The 17,894-nt window shown below is 72.6% G+C and carries 16 protein-coding genes and 1 tRNA gene; 10 read left to right on the forward strand and 7 right to left on the reverse strand.

Annotation, left to right across the window (positions count from 1 at the left end; genetic code table 11):
* The first annotated feature begins 107 nt into the window (after positions 1-107).
* Both ACGF2V_RS26605 and ACGF2V_RS26610 read left to right on the forward strand, forming a co-directional pair.
* On the forward strand, positions 108-2,357 hold the full coding sequence (locus ACGF2V_RS26605; protein ID WP_362708978.1) for a tetratricopeptide repeat protein: 2,250 nt from the start codon (positions 108-110) through the stop codon (positions 2,355-2,357).
* A 132-nt stretch (positions 2,358-2,489) separates the two neighbouring features.
* A tRNA-Met gene (locus ACGF2V_RS26610) sits at positions 2,490-2,563 on the forward strand.
* A 214-nt stretch (positions 2,564-2,777) separates the two neighbouring features.
* On the opposite strand, the gene ACGF2V_RS26615 is transcribed toward ACGF2V_RS26610, so the two are convergent.
* On the reverse strand, positions 2,778-3,197 hold the full coding sequence (locus ACGF2V_RS26615; protein WP_362630438.1) for a Fur family transcriptional regulator: 420 nt from the start codon (positions 3,195-3,197) through the stop codon (positions 2,778-2,780).
* Positions 3,198-3,358: 161 nt separating this feature from the next.
* Here ACGF2V_RS26615 and ACGF2V_RS26620 point away from each other — a divergent pair, with 161 nt between their 5' ends.
* The gene (locus ACGF2V_RS26620; protein WP_362630441.1) at positions 3,359-4,810 is read left to right on the forward strand and encodes a catalase; all 1,452 of its coding nucleotides are present in this window, start codon (positions 3,359-3,361) and stop codon (positions 4,808-4,810) included.
* 181 nt (positions 4,811-4,991) lie between these two features.
* On the opposite strand, the gene ACGF2V_RS26625 is transcribed toward ACGF2V_RS26620, so the two are convergent.
* The 6 genes from ACGF2V_RS26625 to ACGF2V_RS26650 all read right to left on the reverse strand — a co-directional run bounded on the left by ACGF2V_RS26625 (position 4,992) and on the right by ACGF2V_RS26650 (position 10,515).
* Positions 4,992-5,396: a CBS domain-containing protein gene (locus tag ACGF2V_RS26625; protein WP_362630444.1), complete on the reverse strand. Its 405-nt coding sequence runs from the start codon at positions 5,394-5,396 to the stop codon at positions 4,992-4,994.
* 221 nt (positions 5,397-5,617) lie between these two features.
* Entirely contained in the window at positions 5,618-6,421 is an 804-nt protein-coding gene (gene hisN / locus ACGF2V_RS26630) for a histidinol-phosphatase (protein ID WP_362708975.1), read from the reverse strand.
* Positions 6,422-6,526: 105 nt separating this feature from the next.
* Positions 6,527-6,850, reverse strand: coding sequence for a multidrug efflux SMR transporter (locus ACGF2V_RS26635; protein ID WP_362630450.1), 324 nt, complete (start codon positions 6,848-6,850; stop codon positions 6,527-6,529).
* Between the two features lie 147 nt (positions 6,851-6,997).
* Entirely contained in the window at positions 6,998-8,014 is a 1,017-nt protein-coding gene (rsgA, locus tag ACGF2V_RS26640) for a ribosome small subunit-dependent GTPase A (RefSeq protein ID WP_362630453.1), read from the reverse strand.
* A gap of 3 nt (positions 8,015-8,017) precedes the next feature.
* Positions 8,018-9,358: a 3-phosphoshikimate 1-carboxyvinyltransferase gene (aroA, locus tag ACGF2V_RS26645; protein ID WP_362630455.1), complete on the reverse strand. Its 1,341-nt coding sequence runs from the start codon at positions 9,356-9,358 to the stop codon at positions 8,018-8,020.
* Between the two features lie 443 nt (positions 9,359-9,801).
* Entirely contained in the window at positions 9,802-10,515 is a 714-nt protein-coding gene (locus tag ACGF2V_RS26650) for a M50 family metallopeptidase (RefSeq protein WP_362630458.1), read from the reverse strand.
* A gap of 87 nt (positions 10,516-10,602) precedes the next feature.
* Here ACGF2V_RS26650 and ACGF2V_RS26655 point away from each other — a divergent pair, with 87 nt between their 5' ends.
* The 7 genes from ACGF2V_RS26655 to ACGF2V_RS26685 all read left to right on the forward strand — a co-directional run bounded on the left by ACGF2V_RS26655 (position 10,603) and on the right by ACGF2V_RS26685 (position 17,828).
* Positions 10,603-11,418 (forward strand): SOS response-associated peptidase, encoded by an 816-nt coding sequence (locus tag ACGF2V_RS26655; protein WP_362708973.1) that lies wholly within the window; start codon positions 10,603-10,605, stop codon positions 11,416-11,418.
* 98 nt (positions 11,419-11,516) lie between these two features.
* Positions 11,517-12,176 carry an alpha/beta family hydrolase gene (locus ACGF2V_RS26660; RefSeq protein WP_392913309.1) on the forward strand — a complete coding sequence of 220 codons (660 nt, stop codon included), beginning with the start codon at positions 11,517-11,519 and terminating at the stop codon, positions 12,174-12,176.
* A gap of 341 nt (positions 12,177-12,517) precedes the next feature.
* Positions 12,518-13,174: a sigma-70 family RNA polymerase sigma factor gene (locus ACGF2V_RS26665; RefSeq protein ID WP_362630466.1), complete on the forward strand. Its 657-nt coding sequence runs from the start codon at positions 12,518-12,520 to the stop codon at positions 13,172-13,174.
* Positions 13,171-13,491: a mycothiol system anti-sigma-R factor gene (gene rsrA, locus ACGF2V_RS26670; RefSeq protein ID WP_362708970.1), complete on the forward strand. Its 321-nt coding sequence runs from the start codon at positions 13,171-13,173 to the stop codon at positions 13,489-13,491. Before ACGF2V_RS26665 ends, rsrA begins: the two co-directional genes overlap by 4 nt.
* 288 nt (positions 13,492-13,779) lie before the next feature.
* Positions 13,780-15,276 (forward strand): HD domain-containing phosphohydrolase, encoded by a 1,497-nt coding sequence (locus tag ACGF2V_RS26675; RefSeq protein WP_362708967.1) that lies wholly within the window; start codon positions 13,780-13,782, stop codon positions 15,274-15,276.
* On the forward strand, positions 15,273-16,580 hold the full coding sequence (locus tag ACGF2V_RS26680; RefSeq protein ID WP_389048029.1) for an HD-GYP domain-containing protein: 1,308 nt from the start codon (positions 15,273-15,275) through the stop codon (positions 16,578-16,580). The genes ACGF2V_RS26675 and ACGF2V_RS26680 overlap by 4 nt, the downstream gene beginning before the upstream one ends.
* 255 nt (positions 16,581-16,835) lie before the next feature.
* A complete protein-coding gene (locus ACGF2V_RS26685; protein WP_362627606.1) occupies positions 16,836-17,828 on the forward strand; it encodes a hypothetical protein in 993 nt (330 codons plus the stop codon).
* Positions 17,829-17,894: the final 66 nt, after the last annotated feature.

Raw genomic sequence — 17,894 nt, forward strand, 5'->3', positions numbered from 1 at the left:
AGCCCGAACGTGTTTGACTTGTCTCTCTGTGGGCATGTCGACAAAACGCTGAAGTGACCTCACTGGCCGCGGTATACCAGTGTGCACGGGGTGCGGGTGGTGCGACGATGATATTTATGGGGGACAGGGCAACTCTGTTGGAGACAGGGCGGTTTGTGCAGCGCCGCGTTCATCGGCCGGATAGCGTGGTGAATGCGGCTTTTGATGTTGCCACCGTAAACAGCGAGAACAGCGAGAACAGCGAAACCACTGAGGCCACGGGGACTGTCGAGACTGCGGGGTGTGCCGCGACCGTCGAGAACACGGAGACAGGGAACGCAGCGGGTACGGAGAGCACGGGAGGCCCGGCCGCCGCGGAGCGCTCCGGGGCCCACGGGACGCCGGAGCGCCTGGAGGACACCGGGTCCCGGGAGGGTCTTGACGGCCCCGGGACGGGGAAGGGCCCCGAGGCCACCGGAACCCGTACGGGCTTCGAGGGCGCCGGGACGTGCGGCGCCGGGCACGTCTCCAGGGATCCGGTGGACCAGGACCCGGCGGAGACCCCGGGGAGCGACGAGCACGAGGCGCGCCACCGCCGCGCCGCCGACGCCGGTGACACCACGTCGATGAGCACCCTCGGCGCCCTGCTGCTGCGGCGCGGCGACCTGGACGGGGCCGAGCCCTATCTGCGCGCCGCCACGGCCGACGGCGACCGGGCCGCCGCCAACAACCTGGGCGTCCTCCTCCACCAGCGCGGGTACACCGACGAGGCCGCCGACTGGTGGCGCGTCGCGGCCGTCGCGGGGTCCGCCGCCGCCGCGCACGCCCTCGGCCGCTACTACCGCGAGCGCGGGGACGAACCGGGCGCCGAGTACTGGCTGCGGCAGTCCGCCGAGCAGGGCCACGCGCTGGGCGCGTACGCCCTCGCCGACCTGCTGGAGCACCGGAGCGACGAGGGGGCCGAGCGCTGGCTGCGCGCCGCCGCCGAGCAGGGACACCGGGAGGCCGCGTACCGCCTGGCGCGGATGCTGGACCCGGATCCCGACCCCGACGACGACCCGTACGACCGCTTCGGCCGTCAGGGCCCGCGCCACGCCACTTCGGTGCGCCCGGGGGCCACGGGCGGCTTCGCGGTGCGCAAGGGCGGTGGCCCGGCGGGCCACACGGCCGGCCGGGCGGGCGAGGCGGAGCAGTGGTACCGGCAGGCCGCCGCGCGCGGCCACCGGCGTGCCGCGCTGCGCCTCGGGGCCCTCCTGGAACAGCGCGGCGAGCCCAAGGAGGCGGGCCGCTGGTACCTGATCTCGGCGAAGGCGGGAGAGCCGCGCGCCGCCTGCGCCCTCGGTTTCCTGCTGCGCGATGCGGGGGACGTGGAGAGCGCCGCCGTGTGGTGGCTGCGCGCAGCCCAGGACGGCGACGGGAACGCGGCCAACGCCCTGGGCGCCCTGCACGCCGCGCGGGGTGAGCAGCAGACCGCCGAGCGCTGGTACCGAGCCGCCATGACCGCGGGCGACGTCAACGGCGCCTACAACCTGGGGCTGCTCTGCGCGGCCCAGGACCGTACGGCACAGGCCGAGCAGTGGTACCGCCGCGCCGCCTACGCGGGGCACCGCGAGGCCGCCAACGCGCTGGCCGTGCTCCTGCTCCAGGCGGGCGACGCGACGGGCGCCGAGCCCTGGTTCTCCAAGGCGGCCGAGGCGGGCAGTGTCGACGCGGCCTTCAACCTCGGCATCCTGTACTCCGGGCGCGGCGAGGACCGTACGGCACTGGTCTGGTACGAGCGCGCCGCGGCGGCCGGTCACACGGAGGCCGCGCTCCAGGTCGGCATGGCTCTGCTGCACCGGGGCGAGGAGCTGGAGGCCGAACGCCATCTGCGCTGCGCCGCCGGGGGCGGCAGCGCGGAGGCCGCCTTCCGGCTGGCCGGGGTGCTGGACTCGCGGCGGCCGCCCGGCCCGCCCGCGCTCGGTGAGCCGATGCCGGTGAAGACCGAGTGCGAGGAGTGGTACGAGCGGGCCGCCGAGCAGGGGCACCGCCGCGCGCAAGTACGGGTCGGGATGCTCGCGGCGGCGCGCGGCGACGTGGACAGCGCGGCCCACTGGTACCGCGAGGCCGCCGAGGCGGGCAGCCGCAACGGCGCCTTCAACCTCGGGCTGCTGCTCGCCCGCGAGGGCAGCGAGCGGGAGGCCGCGCTGTGGTGGACGCGGGCCGCGAACGACGGGCACGGGCGGGCGGCCCTGCGGCTCGCCCTGCTGGCCGCGCGCCGGGGCGAACTCACGGAGGGGCAGCGCTGGTGCGCGCGGGCGGTCGCGCTGGGGCCGGCCGAGGTCGCCGAGCGGGCCGCCCGGTTGCGGGAGGCATTGCACCAGGAGCTCACCGCGTGAGGCGGCGGCCCGGCACCGGGGAGCCGGGCCGGGTGCCGTCGATTCCTCGGGACCGGGTGGCCGGGGCGCCCGTTGCGCCGGATCCGATTTGCACGGGTCCTGAGCGGTGACGTACTGTTGTAGGCACAACGACGCGGGGTGGAGCAGCTCGGTAGCTCGCTGGGCTCATAACCCAGAGGTCGCAGGTTCAAATCCTGTCCCCGCTACTGCATACGGAAGGCCGGATCCTTTGAAGGATCCGGCCTTCCGTGTTCACCGCCCTTTTCGCGCCCTGCCGGACCGATGCTCGCAGGCGCGTGCGCCGTCGCGCGGGGCGCGTTCGGTCTCCGCTCACGCGCATCGCACGGAGGGCCCGGCGCACGCGGGAGCACGTGCCGGAGCCCTCCGGGGAGCGGGAGCGCCGGGCGGGGGAGCGGGGGGTCAGGCCCCGGCCGCGCAGCCCGGGCAGATGCCGCGGTAGGTCACCTCGACGTCGGACACCGTGAATCCGAACCGCTCGTCCGTGGGCAGGTCCGCCAGCGGGTCGCCCGACGGGTGCACGTCGCGGATGGTGCCGCAGTTCGCGCAGACCAGGTGGTGGTGGGGGCGGTGCGCGTTCGGGTCGTAGCGCTTGGCGCGGCGGTCGGTGGAGACCTCGATGACCTCGCCGAGCGCCACCATCTCACCCAGCGTGTTGTAGACGGTGGCGCGGGAGATCTCGGGCAGCTTGGCGACGGCCCGCGCATGGACCTCGTCGGCCGTGAGGTGCACATGGTTTCCGTCGAGGACCTCGGCCACGACGCGCCGCTGGGCGGTCATGCGCCAGCCGCGTCCGCGAAGTCGTTCCAGCAGGTCACTCATAGAGACAAGCCTAACAGTGGGGGGACCAGGTCCCGAACGGGTGTGACTTTGGACGTTCCCTTGACTTGGACTAAGTCCATTGTAGGATCGGCTTTGGCATACGCCAAGGGACTGGCTGTGCACGACATGACGGATGTGCAGGAACGACGCAGGAGGCGCACGTGACGCAGGGACCGCTCACCACGGAGGCCGGGGCGCCGGTCGCCGACAACCAGAACAGCCAGACCGCGGGTGCCGGCGGTCCGGTCCTGGTGCAGGACCAGTCGTTGCTCGAGAAGCTCGCGCACTTCAATCGTGAGCGCATTCCGGAGCGCATCGTGCACGCCCGCGGCGCCGGCGCGTACGGCACGTTCACGGTCACCCGCGACGTCTCGCAGTGGACGCGGGCGAAGTTCCTCTCCGAGGTCGGCAAGCGGACGGAGACGTTCCTGCGCTTCTCGACCGTGGCGGGCAACCTCGGCGCGGCGGACGCGGTGCGCGACCCCCGCGGCTTCGCGCTGAAGTTCTACACCGAGGACGGCAACTACGACCTCGTCGGCAACAACACCCCGGTGTTCTTCATCAAGGACGCCATCAAGTTCCCCGACTTCATCCACACCCAGAAGCGCGACCCGTACACCGGGTCGCAGGAGGCGGACAACGTCTGGGACTTCTGGGGCCTGTCGCCCGAGTCGACCCACCAGGTGACCTGGCTCTTCGGTGACCGCGGCATCCCGGCCTCGTACCGCCACATGAACGGATACGGCTCGCACACCTACCAGTGGAGCAACGAGGCGGGCGAGGTCTTCTGGGTCAAGTACCACTTCAAGACCGACCAGGGCATCAAGAACCTCACCCAGGCCGAGGCCAACAAGCTCGCCGGCGAGGACCCCGACAGCCACCAGCGCGACCTGCGCGAGGCGATCGAACGCGGCGAATACCCGTCCTGGACGGTCCAGGTCCAGATCATGCCGGCGGCCGAGGCGGCCACGTATCGCTTCAACCCGTTCGACCTCACCAAGGTGTGGCCGCACGAGGACTACCCGCCGATCGAGATCGGGAAGCTGGAGCTCAACCGCAACCCGGAGAACATCTTCGCCGAGGTCGAGCAGTCGATCTTCAGCCCCGCGCACTTCGTGCCGGGCATCGGCCCGTCCCCCGACAAGATGCTCCAGGGCCGCCTCTTCGCCTACGGCGACGCGCACCGCTACCGCGTCGGCATCAACGCCGACCACCTTCCGGTGAACCGCCCGCGCGCGGCCGAGGCGCGCACGTACAGCCGCGACGGTTTCCTGTACGACGGCCGTCACAAGGGCGCGAAGAACTACGAGCCGAACAGCTTCGGCGGGCCGGCCCAGACCGACCGACCGCTGTGGGAGCCCACCCCGGTCACGGGCGAGATCGGTACGCACGTGGCTCCGAGCCACGCCGAGGACGACGACTTCGTCCAGGCCGGGAACCTCTACCGGCTCCTCTCGGACGACGAGAAGGGCAGGCTGATCGACAACCTCGCCGGGTTCATCGCCAAGGTCTCGCGCGACGACATCGCCGAGCGCGCGATCAACAATTTCCGCCGGTCGGACGGTGACTTCGGCAAGCGCCTGGAGGCCGCGGTCCAGGCCCTGCGCGGCTGATCCGGGCGTCTGCCGTCGGCGGTGGGCCGGGCTCCTCCTCGGAGGGGCCCGGCCCACCGGTCGTCCCAGGGGCGGCCCGACGGTTTCCGGGCCCGGTCCGTCAGTCGTCCTGGGGGCCGACCGGTGGGTCCTCGCGGGTCCGTGGGGGTCCGTGAAGATCCGCTGGACGGCCCCCAGGGGTTCAGCCGGCGAGTTTCACGCGCTGGCGGCGTCTGGTGGGCGTCAAGCAGCGCAGGATGTCGCGGACCGAGACGATGCCGACGGGGCCGCGGTCGTCCAGCACGATCAAATGGCGGAACCCGCCGTGCGTCATGGCCTGCGCGGCCTCCTCCAGGGTCCAGGTGGGGGCCGCGAAGACCACGTCGGTGGTGGTGTGGGCGGCGGCGGTCTCGATGTCGGGATTCCGCCCCGAGCCGACCGCGTCGAGGATGTCGCGCTCGGTGAGGATGCCGAGTCCGCTGTTGTCCTGGTCGAGGACGACCGCCGCCCCGATGCGGCGGACCGACATCAGCCGGGCGGCGTGGCGGAGCGTATGGGTCGGTCCGATGGTGAGGACCAGGGTGCTCATTGCGTCACGGACGAGCATGAGGGGAGCCACCTCCTTCGTGAAGCGACCACGCGAGTCGATTCACAAGTTCACAAGCTGGATGGGCTCTCAGACTCGCACCCATGCGGGGCCGCAACAAGGGGGGAATGGGGCCGTCCGAGGGGCGCGCGGTGGTGCGCGACGCCCCTCGGGGGGCGTGGCCGGGGGGCGGACGCCCCTCGGGGGCGCGACCAGGGGTCAGGGGCGCTGGTTGCGGGGGCTCAGGAGCGCCGACCGAGGTAGCCGAGCAGTTCGTCGTGGAGCAGCCCGTTCGAGGCCGCCGCGTTGCCGCCGCCGGGGCCCGGCACCCCGTCGAGGCTGGTGAACATGCCGCCCGCCTCCTGGACCACGATCGCGTTCGCGGCCATGTCCCAGAGCGAGAGCTCCGGCTCCGCACAGATGTCGACCGCCCCCTCGGCAACCATCATGTACGGCCAGAAGTCCCCGTATCCACGGGTGCGCCAGCAGGTCCTGGTCAGGTCCAGGAACCCGTCGAGCCGGCCCTGCTCCTCCCAGCCGCCCAGGGAGGCGTACGCGAACGAGGCGTCCGTGACCCGCTCCACCTTCGACACCTGGATCCGGGTCGCGGAGCTCAGGCTGCGCCCGGTGTACGCCCCGGCGCCCTTCGCCGCCCACCAGCGCCGGTTCAGCGCCGGCGCGGAGACCACGCCGACCACCGGCTGGAAGTCCCCCTCGCCGTCGGCCTCCATCAGACAGATCAGCGTCGCCCACACCGGCACGCCGCGTACGTAGTTCTTGGTGCCGTCGATGGGGTCGACTACCCAGCGCCGCGGTCCGCTCCCCTCGATCCCGAACTCCTCGCCCAGGATCGCGTCGCGCGGGCGCGCCCGGTGGAGGTGACCGCGGATCAGTTCCTCGGCGGCCTTGTCGGCCTCGCTCACGGGCGTCATGTCCGGCTTGGTCTCGACCTCGAGGTCGAGGGCCTTGAACCGGTCCATGGTCGCGGCGTCGGCGGCGTCCGCCAGCACATGGGCGAGCCGCAGGTCATCGTGGTAATCGGGCATGTCGTCACAGTATCGACCACGGATGGACGGAGCCACACGACCACGTGGCCGCCCACATCGTGGACGGTTCCCGGGGTGCGTCGGCGGCGCGGGCCTGCCCCGGCGTCAGTGGGCCGAGCCCGAGAGCTGGAGTCCGATGACGCCGACGATCACCAGCGAGATCGAGACCAGCTTGAGCGTGGAGACCACGTCGTCGAGGAATACCATGCCGTAGATCGCGGTGCCCGCCGCGCCGATGCCTGTCCACACGGCGTACGCGGGGCCCACGTCGAGTTTCTTCAGCGACAGCGTCAGCAGCCCGAAGCTGCCGAGGGCGAACGCGGCGAACGCGATGGTCGGCCAGAGCCGGGTGAAACCGTGCGACAGCTTCAGACAGACGGCGAAGCCGGTCTCCAGAAGTCCTGCGACCACGACCAGCAGCCACGCCATCGTCAGTGCCCTCCCAGGTCGGTGACCGCCTTGCCCCTTGGGTGTGATTATGCACTTACCGGTCTCGGTAGCTCGCAAACGTGCCCGAGCGCTCACGAACGTGCCGGACCGGTCGTGAACGCCCCGGCCGCCGCGGACGTGTGCGGGTCAGTCGCCCTCGCGCCGCTCCCGGGTGGACAGCAGCCGCCGCAGCGAGTCCAGGCGCGCCGGATCCGCGTGTCCGTCCGCCACCCAGGCGTCCAGGGCGCATTCCGGCTGGTTGCCGTCGTGGGTGCAGCCGCGGGGGCAGCCCTCGGTGCCGGGCTCCAGGTCGGGGAACGCGTGGATCACCCGGGACGGGTCGATGTGGTTGAGCCCGAAGGACCGCACGCCCGGGGTGTCGATCACCCAGCCCCCGCGGCCGGACAGCGGCAGTGCCAGCGCGGACGTGGTGGTGTGCCGGCCGCGGCCGGTGACCGCGTTGACCACCCCGGTCGTACGGCGGCGGTCCTTCGGCACCAGCGCGTTGACCAGCGTCGTCTTTCCGACACCGGAGTGTCCGACGAAGGCCGTGACCCGGTCGGCCAGTTGCTCGCGCACCCGCTCGGCGGCTTCGCCGTTCTCCAGTTCGTCGCGGCTGGTGACGACGAACGGGACGCCCAGTGGTGTGTACGCCTCCAGCAGCTTGTCGGGCGGGGCGAGATCGGACTTGGTGAGCACGAGGAGCGGGGACAGCCCGCCGTCGTACGCGGCGACCAGACAGCGGTCGATCATGCGCGGACGGGGTTCAGGGTCGGCCAGCGCCGTGACGATCGCCAGCTGGTCCGCGTTGGCGACGACCACCCGCTCGAACGGGTCGTCGTCGTCCGCGGTGCGGCGCAGTACCGAGCGGCGCTCAGCGATGCGGACGATACGGGCGAGCGTGTCCTTGTCGCCGGACAGGTCGCCGACGAGGGAGACCCTGTCACCCACCACAGCCGCCTTCCGGCCCAGCTCACGGGCCTTCATCGCCACGACCGTACGGCCGTCGACGAGGCAGGTGAGGCGTCCCCGGTCGACCGTGAGGACCATGCCCTCCTCGGCGTCCTCGTGCTTGGGGCGGATGTTGGTACGGGGCCGGTTGCCCTTGCGGTTGGGGCGGATCCGGACGTCGTCCTCGTCGGGGTTCTTGCCGTAGCGGCGCATGTCTCAGGCCCCGAGCATTCCGGTCCACATCTGCGGGAAGTCCGGCAGGGTCTTGGCGGTCGTCGCCACGTTCTCGATCTCCACTCCGGGGACGGCCAGGCCGACGACCGCGCCCGCCGTGGCCATCCGGTGGTCGTCGTACGTGTGGAAGACGCCGCCGCGCAGCGGGCGGGGGCGGATGTGGAGCCCGTCGGCGGTCTCGGTGACGTCGCCGCCGAGTTCGTTGATCTCCTTGGTGAGCGCGGCCAGCCGGTCCGTCTCGTGCAGCCGCAGGTGGGCGACGCCGCTCAGCGTGGACGGGCCGTCGGCGAGGGCGGCGACCGCCGCGATGCCCGGGGTGAGCTCCCCGACCTCGCCGAGGTCGACGTCGATGCCGTGGATGCGGCCCGAACCGGTGAACGTGAGACCGCGCTCGGTCAGCTCGCAGCTACCGCCCATCGCGGTGAAGATCTCGCGCAGCGCGTCGCCGGGCTGCGTGGTGCGCTCGGGCCAGTCGGGGATGGTGACGCGGCCGCCGGTGACCAGCGCGGCGGCGAGGAACGGCTGCGCGTTGGAGAGGTCGGGCTCGATCGTCAGGTCGCGGCCGAGCAACGCGGAGTGGGAGACCCGCCAGACGTTCGGCTCGCCGCCCGTCTCCGGCTCGTCGACCTGGGCGCCGACGGCCCGCAGCATGTCGACGGTCATCCGGATGTGCGGCATGGAGGGGAGCCTGGCGCCGGTGTGACGCACCTCCACCCCCTGGTTGAAGCGCGGCGCCGACAGCAGCAGCGCCGAGACGAACTGGGATGACGAGGACGCGTCGATCTCCACCGGCCCGCCGTCCAGGGCGCCGCCGCCGTGCACGGTCATCGGCAGCGAGCCGCGACCGTCGTCGTCGATCCGGGCGCCGAGCGCCCGCAGCGCGTCGATCACACCGTTCAGCGGGCGCTCGTACGAGCGGGGGTCGCCGTCGAAGCGGATCGGGCCGTCGGCCAGGGCGGCGACCGGCGGCAGGAAGCGCATGACCGTACCGGCGTTGCCGACGTCGACCGTGGCCGGGCCGTGCAGCCCGGCCGGGATGACGCGCCATGCCTCGCCGGAGGCGTCCGGGCCACCCGCGACGGAGAAACTGGACGACACCGTCTCCTCGATGCCGACGCCCATGGCGCGCAGCCCCTCCGCCATCAGCAGGGTGTCGCGGGAACGCAGCGGGCGGCGCAGCCAGCCCGGCTCGGCGGCGAGGGCGGCGAGGACGAGCGCGCGATTGGTGACCGATTTCGAACCGGGCACGGTGACGGTCGCGTCGACGGCTCCGCTCGCATGCGGGGCGGGCCAGAGGGCGGGGTGCGCGGGGGTTTCGGTCATGAACCTCACTTTAGACCGACCGGTACATGGGGGGCGGCGTCGCGGGGCTGGGCACGCACATCTGCGGCGTTGTCGTCAGTCAACAACGCTTCGCGTTGCCTCCTTCCTCCGCCTCGCAGCCGCACGCACCCAGCCCCGCTCCTTCTCCCACCCCCATGTGCCGGTCGGCCTTAGTGGCTCACCGCAAACCGGAATCTCGATCAAACGGTCCGAAATCGGCGCTCGACCAAACCGTGGTGGACGCCAACCGGGCGCCAGGCGGGCCCGATCACTTCGTGCCAGGGGCCGCCGGGCGCCAACCGGGCGCCGACGCGCACCGCGCCGGGCGTCACCCCTTCGTGCGGATGCCGCCGGAGCATCGGGCGCCGCCGTGCACCGGCCGGGCGCCGCCGCCCACCGGCCGGACGCCGCCGCACACCGGCCGGGCGCCGCCGCACACCGGTTCACAGGCCGAGCAGCCGACGGCCTCCGCCGATCAGCGAGCAGAGCGACACCGCGTGGAACAGGAACAGCCAGAGCGCGGCCGGCACGTCCGTCAGCCGCGAGAGCTGGTCGGCGTCCGAATCGGGCGCACCGCCGTACCGCCGCTTCGACTGGAGCTCGAAGGCGGGGCGCACCCCGCCGAGCAGCAGGAACCAGACCACGCCGTACGCGAACAGCGACTGCACGGCGGGCGTGGCCAGCCAGGAGACCAGCAGGAACACCGCCCCCGTGGAGATCACGGCCAGCGCCCCGTACACATTGCGGATCATCACCAGCATCGCCGCGAGCAGCGCGGTGGCCAGCCACAACAGCAGCGTGATCCTGCCGTCGGCCAGCAGCCAGGCCCCGCCGAGGCCCAGCAGCGGCGGGGCGGTGTACCCGGCCGCGGCCGTCAGGATCATCCCGATGCCGGTCGGTCTGCCGCGGCTGACCGTCAGTCCGCTGGTGTCCGAGTGCAGCCGTATCCCGGACAGCTGCCGTCCGGTGAGCAGCGCCACCAGCCCGTGTCCGCCCTCGTGCGCGATCGTGATCGCGTTGCGGCTCAGCCGCCAGAGCGGGTTCGGTACGACGGCGATCAGCGCGAGCGTCCCGGTCACCACCACGAGCCACTGCTCGGGCACGGTCTGGGTGCCGAGGAGGCGGTCCCACAGGTTCCCCGGATCGGTGCTGTCCATGGTGCGGGCGGCTCCTCTTGGTCGTCTTGGTCGTCGCTTGCGGTATCGGCGTCCTGTCGCCGGGACGGTCGTGGCAGTCTGGCACTCATGTGCGGACGGTATGCGGCGAGCCGGCGGCCCGAGGATCTGGCCGGACTCTTCCACGTCGAGAAGTGGGAACCGGAGGAGACCCTGGTACCCGACTGGAACGTGGCGCCGACCAAAGAGGTCCACGTCGTATGGGAGCGTCCTCTCAAAGACGCCGCCGACCGGCGTCCGGTTCGCCAGTTGCGGGCTTTGAAGTGGGGACTCGTGCCGTCGTGGGCGAAGTCCCCCGAGGGGGCGGCGCGCATGATCAACGCCCGGGCGGAGACCGTCCACGAGAAGCCGTCGTTCCGCCGCCCCTTCGTCTCCCGGCGATGCATCCTGCCCGCCGACGGCTATTACGAGTGGGTCACCGGCACGCAGGAGCGGCAGCTGGAGGAGAAGGGGAGGAAGAAGCGGCCTCGCAAGCAGCCCTACTTCGTGACGCCCGCCGACGGATCGGTCTTCGCGATGGCCGGGCTGTACGACTTCTGGCGCGACCGGACGCTGCCGGACGACCACCCGATGGCCTGGTGGGCGACCTGCGCGGTGATCACGACCGAGGCGGAGACCACACCGCTCGCCGTCGCTCCCGCCGAGGGCCCGGCCACACTCGCCGAGATCCACCCCCGGATGCCGCTGATGCTGACCCCGGACCGGTGGGACGCCTGGCTCGACCCGTCGCGCACGGACGTCGAGGAGCTGCGTGCGCTGCTGGCGCCGCCGCCGGGCGGGCTGATGCGCGCCTACCCGGTGACCACGGCCGTCAGCAATGTCCGCAACAACGGCCCCGAGCTGCTGGCGGAGCTGGCCGGGCCGGAGCTGGGCACGCTCTTCTGACATCCGGCTGCTCCGGCGCTTGCGGCGGCCCCTCTTCCGGCCGGCCTCCGGCCGGGCCCGTGCGGGCCGGGGGCGGCGCCCCGTCCGGACGGGGGAGGATGGGAACCGTGAGCGCTACGGAGACGGACCGCAGGGTCGAGACGGTCGACACGGACGCCGGGCCGGCCAGGGTCACCTGGCTCCCCGCGAAGAGGCCCGAGCTGGTGCTCGCCGTCGGCCACGGGGCGGGCGGCGGCATCGACAGCCGTGACCTGCGGGCCCTGGCCGCCGCCCTCCCGGCGCACGGGGTGACCGTGGCCCTCGTGGAGCAGCCCTGGCGGGTCGCGGGAAAGAAGGTCGCGCCCGCCCCGAAGACCCTGGACACCGGATGGCGGGGCGTGTGGCCGGCGCTCACCGAGCCGGGATTGCCCGTCGTCGCGGGCGGCCGGAGCGCCGGGGCCCGGGTCGCCTGCCGGACGGCGACGGAGCTCGGCGCCCGTGCCGTCCTCGCGCTCAGCTTTCCGCTGCATCCTCCGGGGAAGCCGGAGAAGTCCCGCGCGGACGAACTCCTGGGGGCCGGGGTGCCCACGCTCGTCGTGCAGGGCGGCAACGACCCGTTCGGACGGCCCGCCGAGTTCCCGCCGGGGGAGTACGAGATCACCGAGGTGCCGTACGGCGACCACGGGTTCGCCGTACCGAAGAAGTCCGGCCTGACCGAGGAACGGGCGATGGGCATCGTGACCGACGCCGTGACCGCCTGGCTGGCCCACCGCGTATGACATTCATCTCGATTCGGGCTTCCCGGGCGGCTCCATTCAGCCACGGGCGCGGGCACCCGACCGAGCCCGTGGGAACTCGGGAATGTTGAGCCAGGGGCCGCTGTTGTCGGTGACATCGGTACACCAACGTCGTTTGTGGAGAGGGAGTACGTCGCATGGGTTCGACCATCTGCCCACGTCGCTCGAGCGCCGCTGACCTGGAGTGGACGGTCCTGCACGCGGCGAGGACCGCTCCGGAGCGCACGTCGAGCGCCTCGGAAGGACAGCCCGTCTCCGGGCAGGGTCGACTATTCTCCGATTCGAGCGGGTCCGGTTTCGGCTCCGCCCCAGCGTTGGAGGAGGTGGGTCCGGTCACTGGGACCGACACAGGTACCGACGAGGGCCGTGCGCCGGAGACGGCCGCCGAGCGCAACGCGCGCTTCGAGCGGGACGCTCTCGGTTACCTCGACCAGATGTACTCGGCCGCGCTGCGCATGACACGCAACCCCGCGGACGCCGAGGACCTGGTCCAGGAGACGTACGCCAAGGCGTACGGCTCCTTCCACCAGTTCCGTGAGGGCACCAACCTCAAGGCATGGATGTACCGCATCCTCACCAACACGTTCATCAACTCGTACCGCAAGAAGCAGCGCGAACCCCAGCGCAGCGCCGCCGAGGAGATCGAGGACTGGCAGCTGGCGCGCGCCGAGTCGCACATGTCGACGGGGCTGCGCTCCGCGGAGTCGCAGGCGCTCGATCACCTGCCGGACTCCGACGTGAAGGCCGCTCTCCAGTCGATCCCCGAAGAGTTCCGCATCGCCGTGTACCTCGCCGATGTCGAGGGCTTTGCCTACAAGGAGATCGCGGACATCATGGGGACTCCCATCGGTACGGTGATGTCCCGACTGCACCGGGGCCGCCGCCAGTTGCGCGGCATGCTGGAGGACTACGCCCGTGAGCGCGGGCTCGTCCCCGCCGGTGCCGGAGAGTCGGACGATCGGAAAGGCTCGGGCTCATGAGCTGCGGAGAGCCGCATGAGACGGACTGCTCAGAGGTCCTCGATCATCTCTACGAGTTCCTCGACCACGAGATGCCCGACAGCGACTGCACCAAGTTCGAGGTCCACTTCGGGGAGTGCTCCCCGTGCCTGGAGAAGTACGGCCTGGAGCAGGCGGTGAAGAAGCTGGTGAAGCGCTGCTGCGGCCAGGACGACGTACCGAGCGATCTGCGGTCCAAGGTGATGGGCCGGATCGAGCTGATCCGCTCCAGCCAGGTGGTCCCGGAGCAGGACGTGACGTCCACGGAGACCGGCCGGCCGGCCGCCGCCAAGGAGTGAGTCCGGCCGCCGCCGAGGTCCGGCAGCCGCTCAGGTCCGACCGCCCCTGAGGTCCGGCAGCCGCCCGCCGTTGAGGGACGATGCCCGACACGGCCCGGCACGACGCCCGTCGGCCGCGGCTTCGACGGATCCATGCGCGCCGCTTCGCCCCTCCCTCTCGCACACACTCACGCTCCTCGCGTTCCCCACATCACCCGAATGTGCTAATCGGCACCATTGCCGCTCGGCGGGACGCACGACTCGCTAGCGTGACGCCTTCATCGATGGAGTCGAGGGGCGGCGGGGCGGGTGGGAGCCACACGCGGGGCGGCACGCGCCTGCATCGGGACGGTTGCGGTCGGCGCCCTGTCGTGCGTGCTTCCCGCGCTCCGCCCGGGTGCCGAAACGCCGTGGGTCACCCTCGGACTGCTCACCGGGCTCTACCTCGTCTGTGAACTGCTGTGGCGCTGCCCGTTCCTCGGCTCCGCGCCGGTCGGTGCCGGATCGTTCTTCCCGCTGCTGCTGGCCGGGGCCTTTCTGCTGCCGCCAGCCGCGGCGGCCCTGGTCGCCGTTCCCGGTTCGCTGGTCGGCCGGGTGGACGATCCGCCCGCCACGGCCCGGCGTGTGTGGCGGGCCGCGCAGCTCGCCCTCACGGTCTGGGCGGCCTCGACCGCCCACGTCCTGCTCGGCGGCCGGGCCGCGCTCGGAGGCACCGGAACCGGTGGCGAGAGGCTCCCCGACTTCCCGTACGCCCTGGTGCCGGCGTGTGCCGCCGCCCTGGTCCTCAGTCTCGTGCTGACCGCGCTGGACGGGGCGATCCTGGCCGTGGCCGAACGGCTGCCGGTCCGGCGCGCCTGGCGAGGACTGCTGTCCCGCGCGCTGGGGCCGCATCTGGTGCACGGGCTCGCCGGGCTGATGATGGCCGTGCTGTGGCGCGGCCCGTACGGACCGCCCTCCGCGCTCATTGTGCTGCTGCCGATGTACATCTCGTGCTGGGTCTTCGCCCAGTCCCACCGCGAGCACGCCGCCCACCGCGCCACCATCCGGGCACTGGTGCAGGCCGTCGACATCAAGGACACGTACACCCGGGGCCACAGCGAACGCGTGGGCCATGCGTCCGTCCTCATCGCCCGCGAACTGGGCATGGACCCGGGCCGCCTGGAGGTCCTGCGGTTCGCCGGCATCCTGCACGACGTCGGCAAGCTCGGTGTGCCGACCCGGGTGCTCCGCAAGGACGGACCGCTCACCTTGGAGGAGCGACGGGTGATCGAACTGCACCCGGAGTACGGGCACGAGATCGTCCGCGGCATCGGCTTCCTCGGCGAGGCCAGGGCCGCGATCCTGCACCACCACGAACGGCTCGACGGCAGCGGCTATCCGTACGGCCTGCGCGGGCGGGAGATCCCCGAGTTCGCCCGGGTCGTCGCGGTGGCCGATGCCTTCGACGCGATGACATCGACCCGGTCCTACCGGCGCGGGCGGCCGGTGCACGCGGCGCTCGCGGAGCTGAAGCGGTGCGCCGGCACACAGTTCGATCCGCAGATGGTGCGGGCGCTGGCACGTGCGCTTGACCGGCACGGCTGGCCGGTGGCCACCGTGGTGACGGCGGACGAGACCGTTCCGCAACCCCGGAGGGCGGGAACGGACGCCCCCGGCGCGGGAGCCGTCCGGACGCCGCGTGCGCCCTCCCCGCCGAACGGGCCGGACGGGCCGGGCAAGCCGCGTCCGCCGGAACGGCCGGGCGCGCCGTGCGGAGAGGCGCCCGCCGTCCCCGGTCCGCCACGGACCGCGGACCGTACGCGGTGATCCGCGTCCGCACCCGCGCCCGGCCCGGCGGGGTGCCGCCCGCCGTGCTCGCCGTCCGCGCCGTCGCCGTTCTCCTCGCCCTCAGCGGGCTCGCCCACACGTTCTGGGCCGGAGTCCACGACCCCGGCACCGCCCTCGCCTTCGGTCTGCTGATCGCCGTCGGTGAACTGGCCCGCTGGGGCGCTCTGCCCGGCGAGCGCGAGCCCGCGCCCCTCGGGGCCGCGGGTGCGCTCGCGTACGCCCTCCTCGGCCAGGTCGGCGGCGAACCCGCCGGCCACGACGTCCTCCAGGTGATCGCCGTGCTCCTCGCGGCGCAGCTCGTCGCCTGTGTGCCACATCTGGCGCGCGGCAGCGCGCCGACGCCCGACCGGGTCGCCCGCCGCGTCCTGACCGTCGCCTTCGCCGCCGTGTGCTTCCAGCCGCTGGACGGCTCGGCGCGCACCGACGGACGGCTCGGCGAGGGGCCGTACCACGTACTCCTCCCGCTGCTGCTCCTCGTCCTGACCGGGCTGTGCGACGCCGTGCTCGCCGCCCTGCTGGCACGCTCGCGGTCCGTCCCGTACGGCCGCCGGGGCCCGCGCGCCGCCCCCGCCCCGTACGGGCCGCTTCTCCGTGCCGAGCTGCGGGGGCTCATCGGCATCGGCTCGGCGGTCTGCGCGACCGGTGCCGTGGTGGCCCTCGGGGTCGCGGTCGCCGGGCTGTGGGCGCTGCCCGTCCTGTGCGTGCCGCTGCTGCTGACCCAGGTCGCGTTCCGCAGGTTCGTCGTGGTGCGCGCCACCTACCGGCAGACGATCGCCTCGCTCGCCCGCTCCACCGAGATCGCCGGATACACCCGGCAGGGGCACGCCCGCAGGGTCGCGGCGCTCTGTGTCGCCGTAGGCCGCGAGCTGGGCCTGTCCGGGAAGCGGCTGCTGGTGCTGGAGTACGCGGCCCTGATGCACGACATCGGCCAGCTCTCCCTCGTCGATCCGCTCCCGGACGGGGCCACGGCCACCCTGCCCGCCGCCGAGCAGCGCCGCATCGCGCTGCTCGGCGGGGCGGTCGTCCGGCAGACCGGGGTGGACGGCGAGGTCGCGGTCGTGGTGGAACGGCAGGCCGACCCGTACCGCGAGCAGCCGTTGTCCGCCAGGATCGTCCGGGCGGTCAACGCATACGAGGACCTGTCGGGGGAAGGTCCCATCGGGCCGCTCGGCGCGCTGGAACGGCTCAGGCTCGGTACCGGTCACGACTACCAGCCCGAGGTGGTGGAGTCGCTCGCCCGCGTTCTGGCCCGGGGCGGTCTGGTTCCCGTCCCGTCCGGGTAACCCATGGGTAATGAGCGGGCGTCCGGCCCGGCATGGTTGGATGCGAAGAGAGAGCGGAAATCGAGGGTGTCCGAAGCGCCCAGCAGTAGGCGGCGCGGGTGAAGGAGCGGGGCTGGGGTGCGTGCATCGCAAGGCGGAGGATCGAGGCAACGCGGAGCGTCGGTGATCGGTGACGACGCCGCGAGGCGCATGCCCCGGGCCTGCGACGCCGCGCAGACCCCTGCCGGGCGCTCCTAGTCGGGACGGGCGGGAATCGTGAGGATCTTCGGGAAGGTACGGCATCGGCCCTCCGCCTCTTGGCGGCAGGCCACGGACCGCGCGTTCACGCTGATCGGCGACGGCCGGTACGAGGACGCGGGCGCGCTGCTGACACGCGCGGCGGACCTGGAACCGTGGCTCTCCGAGTCGTGGTTCAACCTGGCGCTGCTGCACAAGTTCCGGCACGACTGGGAACAGGCGAGAGCGGCCGGCCTGAGGGCCGTCGCGCTGCTCGACAAGGGCTGTGGCGCTCCCGACTGGTGGAACGTCGGGATCGCCGCCACCGCGCTGCAGGACTGGCCGCTGGCCCGCCGTGCCTGGCAGGCGTACGGGCTGAAGGTGCCGGGTGTCGGCCAGCACGCCTCGGTGGCGGGCAGTGAGCCCGTCGGCATGGAACTGGGCAGCGCCGCGGTGCGGCTGTCGCCGGAGGGCGAGGCCGAGGTGGTGTGGGGGCGCAGGCTCGACCCGGCCAGGATGGAGGTGCTCTCCATCCCGCTGCCGTCGTCCGGCCGCCGCTGGGGCGAGGTCGTCCTCCACGACGGCGTGCCCAACGGCGAGCGGGTGACCGCCGCCGGGCCCGCGTACCCGGTCTTCGACGAGATCGAGCTGTGGGCGCCGTCGCCCGTTCCCACCTGGGTGGTGCTGCTGGAGGCGGCCTCGGAGGCGGACCGGGACGCGCTGGAGCGGCTGGCGTCCGATGCCGGGTTCGCCGCGGAGGACTGGTCGTCGTCCGTGCGACTGCTCTGCCGGGCCTGCTCGGAGAGCCGGATGGAGAGCGACGAGGGCGAGGGCGAGCACCTGGACCCGCACGACCACAGCGAGCCGGGGCACCCGGGCCCGCTGGGGCACCGCACGGCCGGTGAGCTGTGGCTGCCGGAGCGGGAGTGTGGGATAGCGGCCCCGGCCGGACTGGTGCGCGGGCTGCTGGACGGTTGGGTCGCGGACAGCCCGGACAGCCGCGAGTGGCGGGATCTCGAAGAAGTCTGCTGACCGGTGCCCGTAGGCTGTAGGGGCACCGTCGCGGTGCCCGGGCGCTCGGGGTCCGGACGCCACGGA

Origin of the sequence: Streptomyces sp. NPDC047982 (assembly GCF_043204165.1) — a bacterium.
GTDB lineage: Bacteria > Actinomycetota > Actinomycetes > Streptomycetales > Streptomycetaceae > Streptomyces.

Bases quoted from the DNA above. Each gene is read 5' to 3' on its own strand.
- ACGF2V_RS26605 (WP_362708978.1), top strand. From the start codon at position 108: ATGATATTTATGGGGGACAGGGCAACTCTGTTGGAGACAGGGCGGTTT.
- ACGF2V_RS26650 (WP_362630458.1), bottom strand. From the start codon at position 10,515: ATGGACAGCACCGATCCGGGGAACCTGTGGGACCGCCTCCTCGGCACC.
- ACGF2V_RS26625 (WP_362630444.1), bottom strand. From the start codon at position 5,396: ATGCTCGTCCGTGACGCAATGAGCACCCTGGTCCTCACCATCGGACCG.
- hisN (WP_362708975.1), bottom strand. From the start codon at position 6,421: ATGCCCGATTACCACGATGACCTGCGGCTCGCCCATGTGCTGGCGGAC.
- ACGF2V_RS26655 (WP_362708973.1), top strand. From the start codon at position 10,603: ATGTGCGGACGGTATGCGGCGAGCCGGCGGCCCGAGGATCTGGCCGGA.
- rsrA (WP_362708970.1), top strand. From the start codon at position 13,171: ATGAGCTGCGGAGAGCCGCATGAGACGGACTGCTCAGAGGTCCTCGAT.
- rsgA (WP_362630453.1), bottom strand. From the start codon at position 8,014: ATGCGCCGCTACGGCAAGAACCCCGACGAGGACGACGTCCGGATCCGC.
- ACGF2V_RS26635 (WP_362630450.1), bottom strand. From the start codon at position 6,850: ATGGCGTGGCTGCTGGTCGTGGTCGCAGGACTTCTGGAGACCGGCTTC.
- ACGF2V_RS26660 (WP_392913309.1), top strand. From the start codon at position 11,517: ATGGGAACCGTGAGCGCTACGGAGACGGACCGCAGGGTCGAGACGGTC.
- ACGF2V_RS26615 (WP_362630438.1), bottom strand. From the start codon at position 3,197: ATGAGTGACCTGCTGGAACGACTTCGCGGACGCGGCTGGCGCATGACC.
- aroA (WP_362630455.1), bottom strand. From the start codon at position 9,358: ATGACCGAAACCCCCGCGCACCCCGCCCTCTGGCCCGCCCCGCATGCG.